This is a genomic window from Nocardia alni (assembly GCF_019038435.1).
In the GTDB taxonomy this organism is placed as follows: domain Bacteria; phylum Actinomycetota; class Actinomycetes; order Mycobacteriales; family Mycobacteriaceae; genus Nocardia; species Nocardia alni.
In genome coordinates this window covers 59,994-76,880 of the sequence record NZ_JAGPOX010000015.1, presented here as the reverse complement: position 1 = coordinate 76,880, position 16,887 = coordinate 59,994, and the positions used below count along the sequence as shown (strand labels likewise).

The following is a 16,887-nucleotide window of genomic DNA, read 5'->3' as shown; positions in this document are numbered from 1 at the left end:
TAATAGTGGGAGCGCCATCCCCACGTGCTGATCAATACTCGCATTCACAGCACCTCGACCACCGCGGCCGACAGCACTACTCCCGGCGCCTGCGCGAGCAGCAGCACATGATCTCCGGAACCCACCTCGCCGCCGGCGATCAGATTTTCGAAGGCCAGGAACTGGTCGCTGGCACCGCAGTGCCCGATGCGCCTTCCGAAGTTCCAGGTCGACTTCTTCATCTCCACACCGAGGGGCGCCATGATCCGGTGTTCGATCACCTCGCCGGAGTGGGCCTCATGAGCGACCTTGGCCAGATCCCCGATCTCGATACCGGCCTCCGCAACCGCCTTCTCCACCAGTTCGCGCAGCAGAACCGGCAGGTGCGTCAGCGGATGAATTCCGTCCGGCCCGTTGGCGCGGGTATAACTCAACCGCGCGGTGAAATCCTGCGCGAGACCGAGTGTCACGGTGGGCGGGAACATCGGTTCTCCGCGGCGATGTATCTCCTCGCCCTCGGGCACACCCATCGAGCAGACCGAGAGTATTCGCGCGATACCGCGTTCCTTGGACAGTGCGACGGCTACGGCGGCATCTCCGCCGATCACGCCCGGATTGATCCGCCACCGGTCGATCAGCGGCGTGCCGTAGTTGTCGGCTGCCACCAGCAAGGCGCTCTGCCGTGCCGGCTCGGCGCGCAGGTAGCAGCAGGCCAGTTCGAGCGCGTCGAACATACCGGCGCAGCCCTGATGGACCGCCATCGCGGGCACCGAGCCGCCGACGAGATGTCGCCGCAGGTACGACTGGGGTAGCCAGCCGTCCGGGCCCTGGTGCCACGTGTTGGTATAGATCAGCAGGGCGAGTTCGGTCGGTGTCAGGCTGGCACGCTTGACAGCCACCTGAGCCGCTTCCAGCGCCATTTCCGGCGCCGGGCGCTCCCCCGCGATCGCAACGCCCAGGTACCCGTGTACCTCGGCTTCCACGGCCGGATAAAGGCCGTCCGCGACCGCACGTTCCACCGTCATGGTGGGCGGAACGACCGAGCCGACTCCCGCGATGTAGACGTCCGCGATTCGCATAACGATTCTCCAATTCTTCGAATGGTCCGCGCCACGGCCGGTAGCGCACCGCAGGAATGACAATCCGCAATGGCCGAGCGCTCAACGACGAACGCGGCGGAACCGGCACTGCCCGGGCCCTAGACGGCCGCGGTAGATCGCGGATCAGTGGACGAAGACAGCAATTCCGCCAAATGCTCCGCGATGGCATCCACGGTTGGCGTTTGCCACAGCAACGTGGCCGGAAGCCGACACTCGAACCGCTTCTCCAAACGCCGGCGCACCATGACGGTCAGAATCGAATCCAGCCCTTGCTCGGCAAGCGACCGCGAGGGAGAAAGATCACTGGGAGCCAGACGCATCTCCTTCGCGATATGTGCCCGAACCTCCTCGGTGAGCTTGTCCAGCAACTCCTTCGGATCGAGTGCGGCCAGCTCATCCGCTTCTTGCACGGTGTCGACCGACCCCTCCGACAAGGCGACGAGTTCGCTCAGCACGGACAGCCCGCGTTCCAGTAATTCCGGCCTGGTGCTCTGGAACACCAGGCAGGCGCCGAGCCCCCGTCGATCGGCCACATCCCAGGCCGCTACCGCGTCGACCGGGCTGATGTCGTGGCCGGCCAGGACGCCCACACTCAGCACACGGTCACCCTGCTCGGCGCGGTGCACCGCGAGAGCGTCGATCAAGGCGCATGCGGCGCCGTCCGCCGGTGCGACGGGCACACCGAGCACCTGCTCGCCCGAAGAGAAGAAAGTGAGAAAGTCCAAGGTCCCCACGGGGAAGAGCTCATGGAGCAACCACGGGCCGTAGGCACGCGACCGCAAAGCTGACCGCGCCTCCCGCGCACCGCCGTCGGTGATCCGCGGTTCGCCTGTGACACACACTATTCCGCCGATGGCCGGCAACCCGTACCAGTCCGGATTCGAGAGCACAGTGACCTGGGCCGGATTTGCGATGTCGAGGTCGACCACGCGGACCGTGACGCCCCGGGCTTCCAGCGCCCGCACACCGTCGATCTGGCTTCTCACCCGTTCGTCCACAACGGACTCCCACTGCGCACGCACGGGGAATTGCTCGGGCATCGCGAACAGGATTCGCCTCGCGCCCAGCTTGACCAGTTGATCCGCCGCCGCCAGGCCGAGCGGAGTCGGTCCGCCGACGACCAGGTAGGTGCTCTCGGGACGGCACAGCACGGGCGGGTGGGCCGGCTGAGCAGCCACGCCGGCCACCCTGGGCACGTGCGGCTGTCCCTGCCGCACCGCGACAACGGCCTCGTCGAGCGCCGGATCGATCAGGTCGAGCACGATTCTCGCGGTGCGTGAAGGCTCGGCGACAGCGGGGCCGTCCAGGTCGATGAGACCTCCGCGGCCTTCGCCCGTGCCCGTGCGGATGAACCCAGCGGCTACGGCACCGGCCGGAGCGAACTCGGGCTCGGGAAACGCTCCCGTCCGCACGGCGCCGGTGGTGAGGCACCACAGCCGGGCCGAAGCGGTCTCTGCCAGCCGATGAGCGGCACTGCTGAGCGACCCGATCTGCGCCTCGGCGGCATCCCACGTCGCCGCCACCGGAAGTATCAGCAGAATGTCAGTCTCGGCGAGGTGATCCGCCTGGTCGAGGTCGGCGACCAGACGAGCGGTCCGCCCCACCGAGTGCGCCCGTTCGATCAAGTGGTCGGTCAGCGTGTCTCGAGTGCCCACGAGGATCAGCGGCCGGTCCGAGCGCGAACCGTTCGCGTGCTCCAACGGACGCCATACGAGTTCGTGCACGAGCGCTCGCTGATTGGCGACTCCCGCATGCTCGCCGCCGATCACCGCGTACCGCAGGCCGGTGATCCTGGCCAGCATCGTGCCATCCGGTCCGGCGACCGTGACGTCCACCGCATCCGGGCGGTCCGCCCGTACCGCGATGTCGATCACGGCGGACTGCGGCGGCTCGCCCAGCACGGTGATCTCATCCGCCTCGACGACCATGCGCAGCACCGGCGCACCCGGGTAAGCGACGGGCGCGAGGGTCATCACCGCATCCAGCAGGGGCGCCCAGGTGGGCAGATCTTCCTGCGGGAAGGTCACCGTGCCGCGCAATGCATCACGACCGCGCAGGAGTTCCACGATCGTCCATTCGAAACCGGTCGACGGGACTCCGACCGCGCTGAGCCGATCGTGCACCACCGTGACCGGGACCTTTCCCAGCGGGGTGGCCGGCATGGGCGGACCCGGCAGCTCCCCCGGTGGCTCCGCGACCGTCGCCTCGGCATGCGTCACCCAGTCGAGGTCCGCGTTCTCGGCGCGGGAGGCCAACCGGACGGAGTCGCCGTCCCACACCACCTGAATATGCCTGTGCTCAGCGGTCATCAGCGGGCTGTGCATCGCGATCCCGCGCAGCGCGGGTGGCGGCGAGTCCGGTGCGGCAGCCTCGAAGAAGGAACTGACGAACACCGCGGCCGGTACGATCTCGACGCCGTTGATGCTGTGGCTTCCGGGGTAAGGGCGGTTGCTGTCATCGAGGCCGCTCTGCCACACGCGAATCCGACTACCCGCGATGGTGGTCTCCGCGCCCAGCAGGGTGTGGCTGTCCGGGTCGTGCTGCGGGGCAATGCCGTCGCTGCGCTGCGGGCGCCACCACAAAGAGCGGTGCCGCCACGGGTTCACCGGGGCGTCTACCAAGGCGCCGGTCGGATACAACCGGGACCATTCGATCGCGAAACCGTGGCAATGCAGCGTGCCCAGGGTGGACAGCAATCTCTGCTGTTCGGACTCGTCGCGCCGCATCGTGCCATCGACGAGAACGTCTTCCTTCCCGAGCTCGGACAACGTTTCGCTGATCGAATGCGTCACCACCGGGTGCGGAGAGATCTCCAGGAAGGCGCGGTACCCATCGCCGGCCGCCGCTACCACCGCGTCGACAAGTCGCACCGGGTTGCGCAGGTTGGCGGCCCAGTACGCACCGTCGAGCAGCGGAACGGTCCGTGCATCGGGCAGCGCGGTGGTATAGATCGGTATCCGCGGCGGCGTGGGACGCAAATCGGAGACAGCCTCGGCCAGTTCGGCCGCCAGTGTGTCCATCCGCTGGCTGTGAAACGCCACGTCCGAGGCCACACGGCGGATCACCACGCCCTGCGCCTGCCATTCGCCCACAACGGCATTCAGCGCGTCCGGGTCACCCGAGATCACGGTGGACGTGGGCGAGGAGTGGATCGCGGCGGACAGCCCGGGACGGCCGGCCAGACGGTTCTCGACCTCGGCGAAGGGAAGGCCGACCATGGCCATCGAGCCCAATCCCGCCTCCCGGCGCAACAGCGTCGAACGACGGCAACTCAACCGGGCTCCAGCCGTCAGGTCGAGCGCGCCCGCGACCACCGCCGCGGCGATCTCACCGACCGAATGCCCGATCACCGCGGCCGGGGTGACCCCGTAGCTTCGCAACACCTCGGCCAGGCCGACCTGCATCGCGAAGATCATCGCTTGAATCCGGCTCACTTCATCGAGTTCGCCGTCCACCAGCACCTGCCGCGGGGTGAAACCGATCTCCTCGGCGAACACCGGCGCCAATTCGTCCAGCACCGCCGCGAAGACAGGCTCGGTGTCCAGCAGCTCTCGGCCCATTCCGATCCACTGCGAGCCATGTCCCGAAAACACCCACACCAGACCCTCGTCGCGGCCCGGAAGCGGTACGCCGGTCGCTATGTCGTTCGCTGGTTCGTCCTCGGCGAGCGCGCGTAGCTTCTCGATCAAATCGGCCTCGCCCGAGGCGATCACAGCCGCGCGATGCTCGAGGTGGGATCGCCGAATTGCCAAAGTGCGTCCGAGCGAATCTAGCGGGATCTCCCCCGGCCGCGCCGACAACCAGCCCACGAGATCGTCGGCTCGACGACGCAACGCCTCCTCGGAGGCGGCGGACAGGACGAACATCCGCCGGCCCGAGACCTCATCCGATCGCGGCGGCAACGACTCGGCCGGAGCCTGTTCCAGGACGATGTGCGCGATGGTGCCGCCGTAACCGAATCCGGACACACTCGCCCGTCGCGGCTGCGCGGTCTGCGGCCACTCGATGTGTTCTGTCGCAATTCGTAAACCGTTGTCCTGCCATGGAATTGCCGGGTTCGGTACGGACACCAAGGGGCTGGCAGGGATCTCGGCATGCCGGAGGGCGAGCACGGCCTTGATGACGCTCGCCACGCCCGCGGCCCCCTCCAGGTGGCCGATGTTGGCCTTCACCGAGCCGATGAAGCAGCCGTCGTCGGCACGGTCGACGCCGTACACGGCGCTGAGCGCGGCCGCCTCCTGCGGGTCGCCCACCAGAGTTCCGGTTCCGTGCGCCTCGACAAACCCGACGGTCCGCGGATCGACGCCGGCGTTCCGGCAGGCGAGCGCCATGACGTCTTGCTGCGCGGCGCCGTTGGGCGCCATGATCCCGTTGGTGTAACCGTCTTGGCTGACCGCGCTGCCGCGAACGACCGCCAGCACTCGGTCGCCGTCGCGCTGAGCGTCGGCGAGCAATTTGAGCACGACCACCCCACAGCCTTCACCGCGCCCATAGCCGTCGGCGGTGGCGTCGAACGCCTTGGAGCGTCCGTCGGCGGCGAGCGCACCGGCGAGATCCAGGGTGATGGTCTCTCCAGGGGACAGGAGCAGATTCACCCCCGCCACCAGCGCCAGGCCGCTTTCCGCCGAGCGCAGACTCTGACACGCCAGATGCAGCGCGACAAGGGATGCCGAGCACGCCGTGTCGACAGCGAGGCTCGGCCCACGCAGGTCCAACACGTGCGATATCCGGTTGGCCACCGCGCATCGAGCCGCACCGATGCCGCTCCAGGCGTCCATGTGGACCACATCTTCGAGCAGCAGGCGGCGGTAGTCGTCGGTACAGGCGCCGACGAACACGCTGGTGTCGCTGCCGGCGAGGGAACGTGGGGGAATGCCGGCGTGCTCCAACGCCTCCCAGGCCACCTCGAGCAGGATTCGCTGCTGCGGGTCCATCAGTTCCGCCTCGCGCGGCGACAACCCGAAGAAGTCCGCGTCGAACCCGTCGATTCCATTCAGGAAACTGCCTCGGCGCACGGTACTCCGCAGTACCGAGGCGTGCCGGGCGCCGAGTTCCGCATAAGACCGCCAGCGGTCCGCCGGAATGTCCGACGTGGTGTTGTCGCCATTGCGCAGCAAATCCCAGAAGGCATCCGGATTATTGGCATCCCCTGGTAATCGACAGCCGATCCCGACCACGGCAATCGGCGGCGCACTCAATTCGGTAGCAGCGAACGATTCACGCATTTTCAGCCCTCTCAACGTCTACCGCAGAAAGTCTTATAGGTCTATATCTTTTACGCAAAAGTAACGAGCTGCACCCGGTACAAGCGGTTCGTCGTAATGAGCAAAAGTGACAATGGGCATCTCTGTAACACAGTTCCGAGTCGACGACGGACGAGGCGAATGGCGGTGAACTGTTCCGACACAGCCCGTTATCTGCCATCATTTAGTGTAACGTACCATTACTCAGTGTAACGTATCACAGTGTAGCGTTATGGTCAATCTAGTGATACAAGTCACGTCCGCCGCAGCCTCGGCCACACCGGTCCCACCTGGTTCGCCGACTCCGGAGTCCCTCTCCACCGCCTACGACATATCCGCGGCCACACCGACTCTCGCGGCACCGGCAGTTGTGTTGAACAGAAATACTCTCCGCCGCAAAAGCACTCGCGAATCATGCGAGCATTCGAACACCCACCGGCCGACCACACTCCCCTCCGCGGCGATGGCCCGATCATCTGATGTCATTCACCAATAGTGTTGCGTTGGAGCCTGTTCAGGCACGACGCGGGATGGGCAGCCCGCGTTGCCGAATGCACGACCATGCAAACACTCGATGAAACCCCACTACATGGACCATTGCGGCCATACCCCCGGCTGCCGTGACCGCGTAATGCGATCTGCCGCAACAGGAATCAACCCCGGCAACGCAGGTACCAGGGCTCGGTCGAAGTATGTCTCCCCCTCGAGTAAGGCACAAACCTATGAAATCGACTCTCTCCTATGCTGTGACCACTTGTGCGGTAGTCGGATTCGCCGAGTGCCGGTCACAGCGGGGCCGCATGGAATGCGTCCACCCCGCAAGCCGCCGATGCCCAGGCACTCGCCCAATGCAACCGGGGCATACCAGCCGTGATCCCCACCGGTTCTGGACACGTCGGCGGACCCGACTGCCAGATCGAGGGGACAAGATCGGCGGCGGTCAATGCGCCGCACGGCTGGAGCGTACTCAACATAGCAACTATTCAGTTAATATCAATGTCGACGGGTGCGGTACGTGACTATCTCGATGTCCCGGCGAGAGAGGCAGGCATTGTGCGTGCGTACAAGGATCAGCCCGAGCAGGACGAACCCTCGCCGTATCACCCGCTCGGCCATCCGACCGGCGAGCCACTGGGCGGTCAGCCACCGCACGGTGCGCAGGCGTCGCAGGCCGATTTCGATTATCAGGTGAAGTATCAGCGGGCGTTCGAGGCGGTGTTGTGGGCGATGCCCGCCGTCGCGATCTACCGGCTGCGCGGCGCGGCGTTCGAGGACCTGCACATGCGGGACAACGACATCATCGCCTACTCCACCACCGCGGGCCCAGGATTGGAGGCGATCACACCCAACAGCTCCACCCCCTATATCGCGGCGTACACCGACCTGCGGCAAGGCCCGGTGGTGCTGGAAGTCCCCCCGGCCGGACCCGACGGGCAACTGTACGGACAGGTCGTCGATGCCTGGCAGTCCACCATCGCCGATGTCGGCGCGAAGGGTGTGGACCAGGGTAAGGGCGGCAAGTACTTGTTCACGCCACCGGGCTACACCGGCGAGATTCCCGCAGGTCACCTGCATATCTCATCGCCAAATTACCGTGTCGCCCTGGCATTCCGGTCGATCGTCGCGCCCGGTAAGACGCAGAAGGACGCATTCGACTACTCGCACCGGCTGCGCATGTATCCGCTGAGTCAGGCCGCGACCCCACCGCCGCAGAACTTCGTCGACCCGGTCGGGGACCGGTACCCCACGCTCCCGTTCTACGACGAACGCTTCTTCTACGACCTGAACGACATCGTCGGCGCCGAACCGGTCAGGCCGATCGACAAACAGATGATCGGCGCCCTGGAATCCCTGGGCATCGTGCGGGGCCGGCCGTTTCATCCCGACGACACCGCCGAACGAGCCATGCGCCAAGCCGCCATCGATGTCTGGTACTACCTGCAGAACTACTTCGATCACCTGCCCGCGGAACGGTTCTACTGGCCCGACCGCCACTACGCCTCGCTGATGATGGCCGACGACAAGCACACCTTCGACTACGAATACGACGACAAGATCGACATCCTCGGCCGGGCCGCGCAATTCATGTGGTGCACCTACGTCCCCAAGGTCCTCACCGACAACCCGGCCACGCAGTACATGATGGCGATGGCCGACTCCGAGGGAAAACCCTTGCAAGCGGGCAAAACCTACAAGGTGAACATCCCCGCACGGATGCCGGTCGAGCAGTTCTGGGCATTGACCGTCTACGACCGCGCCACCTTCGGATTCATCTACGCCGACCCCGCCCGCACCACCCTGTCCAGCTACGACTTGGACAAGATGCACACGAACCCCAACGGCTCGGTCACCCTCTATGTCGGTCCGACCGCACCGGCGGGCATGGAATCGAACTGGATCCCGACCGCGGGCAAGCGACCTCTGCCCGCGATCCGCTTCTACGGTCCCACCGCCGAATTCGACAACAAGACCTTCACAATGCCCGATTTCGTTCCCGTGCAATAGAAACCGATAGTCCGGTAGCCGATCGAACCAATTGCATTGCCGGGCAAGACAAATCTCCGAACGTTGCAGTTCGAGATCAGTCTCGTTGGTACATGGCCGCCAGTTCGCGTTCGTAGTCCAGGGATACGTCGTCGCCCGCGGTGACCACGACGCTGCCGATCGTGGCGCCGGTGAGCGGGAACTGGGTCGAGTAGTCGGCGCTGACGGCTTGGCCGCGGTCGCGACCGATGTTGGAGCCCTCTCCGGTCAGGGAGAAGTATCCGGGCTGGACTTTGATTTTGGCGGTAGCCACGATGTCACGATCGATGTGCAGGCTTGCGGTGCCGGTGGGTGAGGGGCCGTCGATGCCCTCCTTGTGGAACTCCATCCCGACGATCACCGCGCCGCTCGGCAAAGGCGTTGGGGCCGTGAGCTTCTGCTCCATCGCGCCGAGCCAGTTGTAGACGTAGTGCAGCACACCGTCGATCAGATACAGCGAATGACCGCCGAAGCGTCCGCCGCCGGCGAAGATCACGCCGTTGGGCCGCGGGTCGGTGATCGTGAGCGAGGCGGTGACCGAGAACGAGCGCCCGACGATCGGGAAGGACCGTTCGGGCACCTCGGAGGCGCCGGGGAACAGTTCCATCCGTCCGGCTTTGCCCGCGACACTGGGTTGATCGAGCTGGGCCAGGTCGGCCGCGGTCCGGTCGTCCAGCGGGTATCCGTGGTATTTCTCGGCTTCGGACTCCCAGAGCTGTCGCAGCTCGGCGAGTAGCCCGGGTTCGTCCTGCGCGAGGTCGCGCAGCTGGTTGCGATCCTGTTCGAGGTGGTACAGGCACCACTTGTCCTGATCGAAATGAGACCAGCCGCTGGGGGCCGGCGGATGAATCACGTTGGCGTGCCAGCCGTCTCGCCAGATCGCGCGGGTTCCGAAGATCGAATAGAACTGGCTGTGCTTGGGCGAGCTCGCCTGCGGGTCGTGCAGGATACCGGCCATGCTGACGCCCTCGAGCGGCGTTTGCCGCACCGATCGCACGGTGTCGGGCGGGGTGATGCCGAGCAGGTCGTAGATGGTCGGCACCACGTCCATGGCATGCAGGTACTGGTGGCGGACTTCACCGCGTGCCCTCAGTCCGCGCGGCCAGGACATGATCATCGGGTCGGCGGTGCCGCCCTCCCAGGCAGCATTGATCTTGTACATCTTGAACGGGGTGTTGAAGGCCATCGCCCAGCCGTTGGAGAAGTGCGGATGGGTGGTCTCGGTGCCGAGTTCGTCCAGTACCTTCAGGTTTTCCTGGATGTTCTCGGAAACTCCGTTGTACCAACGGTTCTCATTGACAGAGCCTTCCTGTCCGCCCTCGGCCGAGCAGCCGTTGTCCGAGATCGCCACGATCAGGGTGTTGTCCAGCTGGCCGGTGTGCTCGAGGTAGTCCAGCAGCCTGCCGACCTGCGCGTCGGTGTAGGAGGCGAATCCGGCGTACACCTCGGCCTGCCGGATGAACAGCGCTCGTTCGTCGTCGGTCAGCTCGTCCCAGGGTTTGACGATGTCGGAGATCGGCCACGGGGTGCCGTCCGCGCCGGTCTCGTCGGCCAGCGGGTTGATCACGGGCAGCTCGAGCGAGTCCGGGACCAGGCCGAGTTCCTTCTGCCGAGCCAGTACCGTCTGCCGATAGTGCTCGTACCCTTGATCGAATCGTCCGCGGTACTTGTCGGCCCATTCGCGGAATACGTGGTGCGGTGCGTGGCAGGCGCCGGGGCAGAAGTACATCATCCACGGCTTGCCCGGCGCGGTGGCGCTGGAGTCGGCCAGGAACTCGATCGCCTTGTCGGCGAGATCCTTGGACAAGTGATAGCCCTCGGCAGGAGTGGCGGTCGCGTCGACCTGGTGGTTGTCGTACCAGAGGTCCGGATACCACTGGTCGGTCAGCCCGCCCAGGAATCCGTAGAAGCGGTCGAATCCACGGGCTAGCGGCCAGGTTCGTTTGGAGGCGCCCATCGACATCTCGGTGGCCGGGGACAGATGCCATTTCCCGATCGCCATCGTGTTGTAGCCGCGCTCGCGCAGCACCTCGGAGATGAATCCGTTCTCCGGCGGGATCAGGCATGAGGAGTTCGGGAATCCGTCGGCGAATTCGCCCACCACCGTCATTCCGTTCGTGCCCGCACTGCGCCCGGTCAGCAGGCATGAGCGCGTCGGCGAGCACAACGCGGTGGTGTGGAACTGCGAGAACTTCACCCCGGAATCGGCCAGGCGGCGCATGTTCGGCATCTCGATCAGGCCGCCGAATACGTCCCAGGCCCCGTAGCCCATGTCGTCCCACACGATATAGAGCACATTCGGCGCCCCGTCCGGGGCGGCCGGTTCGACGTACGGGGCCCAGTCCGGCACCGAATCCCGGACGTCGTGAGCGATCTCCCCGGCGAATTCTGCGGTCATCGCGAACTCCTCACACCTGGTCGATTGGTGGTGTTCAGTCGGGTAGGACGCAGCGAAATCCGAGGTGGCAGGTGGCCGTGTCCTCGGACTGGCCTTGACGCGCGGGCGGTCGATAGCGGAGGCAGTAATTCGGGGCGCACAAGTAGGAACCGCCCTTGATCACCCGCCGCGGATGCCCCTGGCCGGCCTCGGGCGGTGGGGTGCGATCGGTGTCGCCCTGTGTGGCATGCGGTGCGCAACATGATCCCGCCTCCGGGCGGGGCCCGAAGTGGTCCACGGTCCACTCCCACACGTTGCCGGTCATGTCGAACAATCCGTAACCGTTGGGTGGGTAGGTCCCGACCTTCGTGGTTCCCGGCTGGTCGGTTTGACCTCGCCCGGGCAGGAACTCCCACGGGAACCGCCCCAGCCAGGTGTTGGCCATGCGCCGGCCCCGGGGCGCGAATTCCTCACCCCAACTGAAGGTCGCTCGATCCAGGCCCCCGCGCGCGGCGAATTCCCATTGCGCCTCGCTCGGCAGCAGCTTGCCCGCCCAGGCGGCGTATGCCGCGGCATCGTCGTAGGCGACCTGTGTCACCGGGTGCTGGTCGCGGCCGGTCAAATCGCTGTCGGGCCCCACCGGATGACGCCAATTCGCCCCCGGCGTATATCCCCACCACCTCCGCCAGTCATCCAACGGCACCGGCCGATCACAACGCCGGAACACCAGTCCACCGGGAACCAGATCCGCGGCACGGGCGCCAGGAAAATCGGCGGGATCGAGTTCACGCTCGGCCACCGTCACATAGCCGGTCTCTCGCACGAACCGGCGGAAAGCCGTGTTCGTCACCGGATGCGTATCAATCCAGAACGGCTCCACCACGACCCGACGCACAGGACGCTCTTCCGGGAAGAAGTCCACGGACCCCATCGAACCCTCGCCTCCGGCGAGACGAACCATGTTCTTCCGCATGACGCCTACAACGCTCAAGAGTTGCCCATAGCATTCTCCCGCCTCAGAAGTTGAACGAATCTACCGTATCTCATGACTAAGAGCTGATGTTCCGCACCGCAACCGACTGGTAGCTGAATATTACCCATTACGCCCACGACCGACTCACGCCGACAATAAGACCGATCGGTATCATTGCCGTGAGTATCCGACAGCATCCAGGATCATCAGAGAGGGCTGGTCGTGGTGTCGAGGCGAGTGTGAGCGCGTTGCCGCGGTATGCGGCCATGCTGGCGATGGCCGGGCAACTGCCCAGCGACGACGAGCGCTGGAGTTACGAGGTGAAATTCGACGGCATCCGCGCCCTGGGATACGTCGAGGACGAGCTGCGTTTGGTCTCGCGCAACGGCAACACGATCACCGCCGCCTGGCCCGAGCTGGCCGGACCGGCTCCTGCCTCGCCGCCCTTCGTGGTGGACGGCGAGATAGTCGTGTTCGACCGTCAGGGCCGCACATCGTTCGAGGCTCTGCAACCACGGATGCATCAACGCCATCCCGCCACGATCCGGGAACTCGCGGGCACGGCGCCCGCGACATACCTCGTGTTCGACCTCATTCATGTGGGCACCCGGTCCCTGATCGACCTGCCGTATCGACAGCGGCGAGAATTGCTCGAACAACTCGACCTGCAGGGGCCGCACTGGCAGGTACCACCCCGGCTGCACGGGCCCGGCGCCGAGGTGCTCGCAGAATCCAAACGCCTTGGGCTCGAAGGGATTGTGTGTAAGCGACTCGACAGCCCCTACCTCCCCGGGCGACGCAGCCCGTTGTGGACCAAGGTGAAGAACGTCCACGAGCAGGAAATCGTGATCACCGGTTGGCGGCCGGGCGCCGGACGCCGGACCGGACACATCGGCTCGTTGCTCATGGGAATCCACGACGACACCGGACAATTGATCTATATCGGCAACGTCGGCACCGGGTTCACTCGAGCGGCGCTCGATGACCTGAAGGCGAAACTCGAACCGCTGCAACGCAGAACACCGACCGTCGAGGCCGACGTTCCCGACGCCATCTGGGTCGAACCCCGCCTGGTCGGCGAGGTGTCGTTCACCGAATGGACCAGCGACGGCAGACTGCGGCACCCTGTCTGGCGCGGGCTACGCCCGGACAAGACACCGCGACAAGTCTTTCGGGAACCTCAACCGTAGCGCCCGAAGCAGTGGCCACCGACATCCCCGCAACCAGCCAGCCGAGATCAGTGCAGCCGAGTTGAGTCCCGGGCCGCCGCGACACCGCGGTCCAAGGCCGGGACCGCGGTTCGCCAACTGACACCTGCGCCTTCGGCCAACGGCTCGGTGGGAGGTGGCACGGCTAATAAAGTTCGATCATATTCGGCCGCTTTCTTTCCGAGGAGAGAACCATGACAGATGTCGATCAGATCGCTTCCGGCCTCGAAAGCCCCGGCTTCCCGGTGTTCGACCCGGACAAGCTGCTCAAGAACGTGCTGGGTATAGAGCCCGAGCCGCTGCCGGATTTCGATGCCCCCGAACTGACACCGCTGCGGGTTCCGTTGCGTGAGGCCACGATCGGGCTGCTCGTCTCCTGCGGCGCCTACTTCCCGGACCAGCCGCGACTCGGGCAGCACAGCGATCTGTCGTACCGGCTGCTGCCCAGGGAGCGCGAACTGGACGACGTGCTGATCGCGCACATGACGCCGATCCGCGCCTTCGCCCTCGCCGACCCCAACGTGGCCTACCCCAGGGACACCATGCTCGACCTGGAACGCGACGGCGTGATCGGCCGGTACGCGGACAACGCCGTGTCGATGGTCGGCTCGATCAGCCAGTTCGACGAGCTGGCGACCGAGGTGGCTCCCCGGATCGCCGAGGAATTCACCGCCATGGGCGCCGACCTGGTGCTGACCGTGCCGTTCTGCCCGCAGTGCCACGTGGCCTTCGGGGTCCTGGCCCGCGCGATCGAACGACGGGGAGTCCCGACCGCCAGCATCACCACCCTCTACAAGCAGGCAACCCACCTGAAGCCGCCGCGCGCCTCCTTCCTCGACTTCCCGCTGGGCTGTCCGGCCGGCCGGCCGCGAGAAAGAGCCCAGCAACGCGAGATCGTCACGGCCGCACTGCAACACGCCGAGCAGGCCGGACCGGACTGGGCGCTGAAGCGGCTGCCGTTCCAGTGGGCCGCGGACGGCAACCGGGACTGGGAAGACCTCGTCGCGGACCTCTACCGCACCGACAACGCGATCCGCGGCGCCGCCTTGGCGAATGCGAAGGCCCACAAGCAGGTCTTGGGTGGTGGGAACGAGCGTGAGTTCGCCATCCGGTGTGCCTGCTGAGGTGGAGGCATCACCCTGTACAGCGCCGGACTAACCCTGGGCGAAGGTCCCCGGTGGAATGACGGAGCGCTCTGGGTCTCGGCCCCCTTTGTGACCGTGGCCGAAACCGGCGGCCTCACCGTCCTGGAGGCGGTCACCAATCGGACGTTGAAATCCCATGTCGCCGTTTACGAACCAGCCATAACCCTCCAGGGGATAAGAAACGAGGGAACCGTCCAGCTCAACTTCAGCCTGCTCACCGACAAGTTCAGCCTCGGCTGAGGAGAAGGGCGATATGAACAGCACAGTCGACGGCGATGTCGATGTCGCCGTAATTGGCTGCGGGACAACAGGTCTAGCGCTCGGTCGTCTCCTCGAGCTGGAGGGTCTCCGGATCGCCGTCATCGACCGCGGCCGGATGCCGATGGCCCGTCCGCGTGCGACGCATGTCGACGACGAGACGATGAGGGCGTTCCAGACACTGGGGGTGCAGCACCTGGAGAAGACCTTCTCGCTGGTGGGCACCTACCGCCACTACGACTCCGAGTGGCGCATCGTGATGCAAATGGCTATGAACCGGGGCCTCACCGAGCAGGGGTGGCAGTCGGACTACATGTTCCACCAGCCCGACTTCGAGGCCGTGTTGCGCGGTCACGCCCACAACTACGCCGAGGCCGGCACGTACTTCGGCTGGGAGGTCACGGGGCTGGAGGACGCGCGCGACCGCGTACTGGTGAACCTCCGCGAGATCGCCACCCGCCAGGATCGCCGGATCAGGGCGTCATTCGTGGTGGGCTGCGACGGCGCCAGATCGGGGGTGCGCGAGTACATGGGCAGCACGCAGATCGATCACCAGGCGACCCACCGCTCACTGATCGTCGACATCATTCCGCTCGTCACCAAGGACAATCTTCCCCCCGGCCGCGATGCCTTCATCCAGGGCGCGATCCGAAATCCCTTGACGTTCACGCGGATCGCCGGGCCTCGCCTGCGGTTCGAGCTGATGCTTCGCCCGGACGACGATTCGGCCGCCTTCGCCCGGACCGAGAAGGCTTACGAAGTACTGTCGCCGTGGTTCAGCCCGGACGAGTACCGGATGCTCCGCTGCGACGTCTACGAGTGGCGGTCGCTCACGGCCAGCCCGTGGCGCGCCGGCCGGGTCCTGCTCGCCGGGGATTCCGCCCACACCATGCCGCCCCACCTGGGGCAGGGGATGTGTTCCGGCATCCGGGACGCCACGAATCTCGGGTGGAAGCTCGGCCGGGTGGTTCGGGGCGACTCGCCGATCGATCTGCTGGACACCTACGAGACCGAGCGCCGACCGCATGTGGACGCGTATACGACGCTGTCCGCGCTGCTGGCGAACAAGATCGAGGCCCTGGTGGCGTCGGAGGAAGACCCGCCCGTGCTCCGGGCCGAGGCGTTGCGCCCGCGTCTGGGCCCAGGTGTCCGGGGCGATACGAACGAACTCGCCGGAACGCTGAGCGCCCAGCCGAGGACAGCGAGCGGCCGGCTCCTCGACGACGTCGTGGGCTACCGCTTCGCCGTGGTGGGAGATCCCGCGGTCCTGTCCGGGACCACCGACCGGACCAAGGCGCTGCTCGAGTCGCTCGGCACCCATGTCCTCGACGAGTTCTCCGGGGAGGTCCGGGACTGGGTGACCGGTCTGGGAGCAGCGGCCGTGATCGTGCGGCCCGATCGATACCTTTTCGGCGCCGCCGGCAACGCGACCGAACTGGACGCCCTGGTCGCCACACTCGCGACCACGCTGCTGCCGACCACCGTGCCGGCGTCCTAGACGCACACCTCCTCGTCATCGGCGGAGCGCGCGGCCTGGGGTTCGAACCGGCCGAGCCGCACCGGGGTCCACGACGATGTCGATGGCCAAGTCCGCAATCCTCGGCCTGGTCAACTCACTCGCGGTCGAGATCGCTCCGGTGCGCGTGAACGCCGTCATGCCCGACTCGGTCGATGGAACCGAGGCAATCGACAACGCCGACCCGGTCCTCGCCGAGTTCTTCGAGGCGCCAGCGCACGCCGGTCAAACGGCTGCCCGCTCCCGACGACATCGTCGCAACCGTGCCCTTCCTGTTGACCTACCCGGGTGTCAACGGCGAGAACCTTGTCGTGGACGCCGGAATGCACCTGGTCTACCTAGCGCGCCGCGTTCGACCACGAGATCGAGGTGGCCGCCGTCATCGGGCGGGAACAAACCGGGAGGCGCGGCTCCGACGGAGTACAGTCTCGGTATACGGCTACGCGCTGTAGTCTCCTGGTTCAAAGATCCAGTGGCCGAACGCTTCCCGGCTTCCCGAACGCATTGGACCGTTTCCTTCCGAGGTGATGACCGTGACAGACGTCGATCAAATGACTTCCAGCTC

At 65.8% G+C, this 16,887-nt stretch carries 9 protein-coding genes and 1 pseudogene; 6 read left to right on the top strand and 4 right to left on the bottom strand.

Going from position 1 to position 16,887, the window contains the following annotated elements:
• Positions 1-44 precede the first annotated feature (44 nt).
• Together JZ791_RS08750 and JZ791_RS08745 are read right to left on the bottom strand one after the other, a co-directional pair.
• Complete coding sequence (locus tag JZ791_RS08750; RefSeq protein WP_216893690.1) at positions 45-1,058, bottom strand: ketoacyl-ACP synthase III family protein; 1,014 nt, start codon at positions 1,056-1,058, stop codon at positions 45-47.
• Between the two features lie 119 nt (positions 1,059-1,177).
• A complete protein-coding gene (locus JZ791_RS08745) occupies positions 1,178-6,304 on the bottom strand; it encodes a type I polyketide synthase (protein ID WP_216893689.1) in 5,127 nt (1,708 codons plus the stop codon).
• 1,071 nt (positions 6,305-7,375) lie between these two features.
• Between JZ791_RS08745 and JZ791_RS08740 the strand changes: the two genes are divergently transcribed.
• Positions 7,376-8,827, top strand: a complete 1,452-nt coding sequence (locus JZ791_RS08740; RefSeq protein ID WP_308162849.1) for a DUF1254 domain-containing protein — start codon at positions 7,376-7,378, stop codon at positions 8,825-8,827.
• 76 nt (positions 8,828-8,903) lie between these two features.
• Here the strand turns inward: JZ791_RS08740 and JZ791_RS08735 are convergent, their stop codons facing one another.
• Complete coding sequence (locus JZ791_RS08735; protein WP_216893687.1) at positions 8,904-11,243, bottom strand: arylsulfatase; 2,340 nt, start codon at positions 11,241-11,243, stop codon at positions 8,904-8,906.
• Between the two features lie 34 nt (positions 11,244-11,277).
• Entirely contained in the window at positions 11,278-12,183 is a 906-nt protein-coding gene (locus JZ791_RS08730) for an SUMF1/EgtB/PvdO family nonheme iron enzyme (protein WP_216893714.1), read from the bottom strand.
• Between the two features lie 251 nt (positions 12,184-12,434).
• On the opposite strand from JZ791_RS08730, the gene ligD reads away from it, so the two are divergent.
• From ligD to JZ791_RS46460, 5 genes and pseudogenes are all read left to right on the top strand, one after another.
• On the top strand, positions 12,435-13,385 hold the full coding sequence (gene ligD / locus JZ791_RS08725) for a non-homologous end-joining DNA ligase (RefSeq protein WP_308162848.1): 951 nt from the start codon (positions 12,435-12,437) through the stop codon (positions 13,383-13,385).
• A gap of 212 nt (positions 13,386-13,597) precedes the next feature.
• The gene (locus JZ791_RS08720) at positions 13,598-14,527 is read left to right on the top strand and encodes a glycine/sarcosine/betaine reductase selenoprotein B family protein (protein WP_216893686.1); all 930 of its coding nucleotides are present in this window, start codon (positions 13,598-13,600) and stop codon (positions 14,525-14,527) included.
• A gap of 90 nt (positions 14,528-14,617) precedes the next feature.
• Positions 14,618-14,788 carry a hypothetical protein gene (locus tag JZ791_RS08715; RefSeq protein ID WP_216893685.1) on the top strand — a complete coding sequence of 57 codons (171 nt, stop codon included), beginning with the start codon at positions 14,618-14,620 and terminating at the stop codon, positions 14,786-14,788.
• Positions 14,789-14,801: 13 nt separating this feature from the next.
• Entirely contained in the window at positions 14,802-16,304 is a 1,503-nt protein-coding gene (locus JZ791_RS08710) for a bifunctional 3-(3-hydroxy-phenyl)propionate/3-hydroxycinnamic acid hydroxylase (RefSeq protein WP_216893684.1), read from the top strand.
• Positions 16,204-16,503 (top strand): annotated as a pseudogene (locus JZ791_RS46460) (SDR family oxidoreductase); the annotation flags it as partial. The gene JZ791_RS08710 and the pseudogene JZ791_RS46460, both read left to right, overlap by 101 nt.
• Between the last annotated feature and the right edge of the window lie 384 nt (positions 16,504-16,887).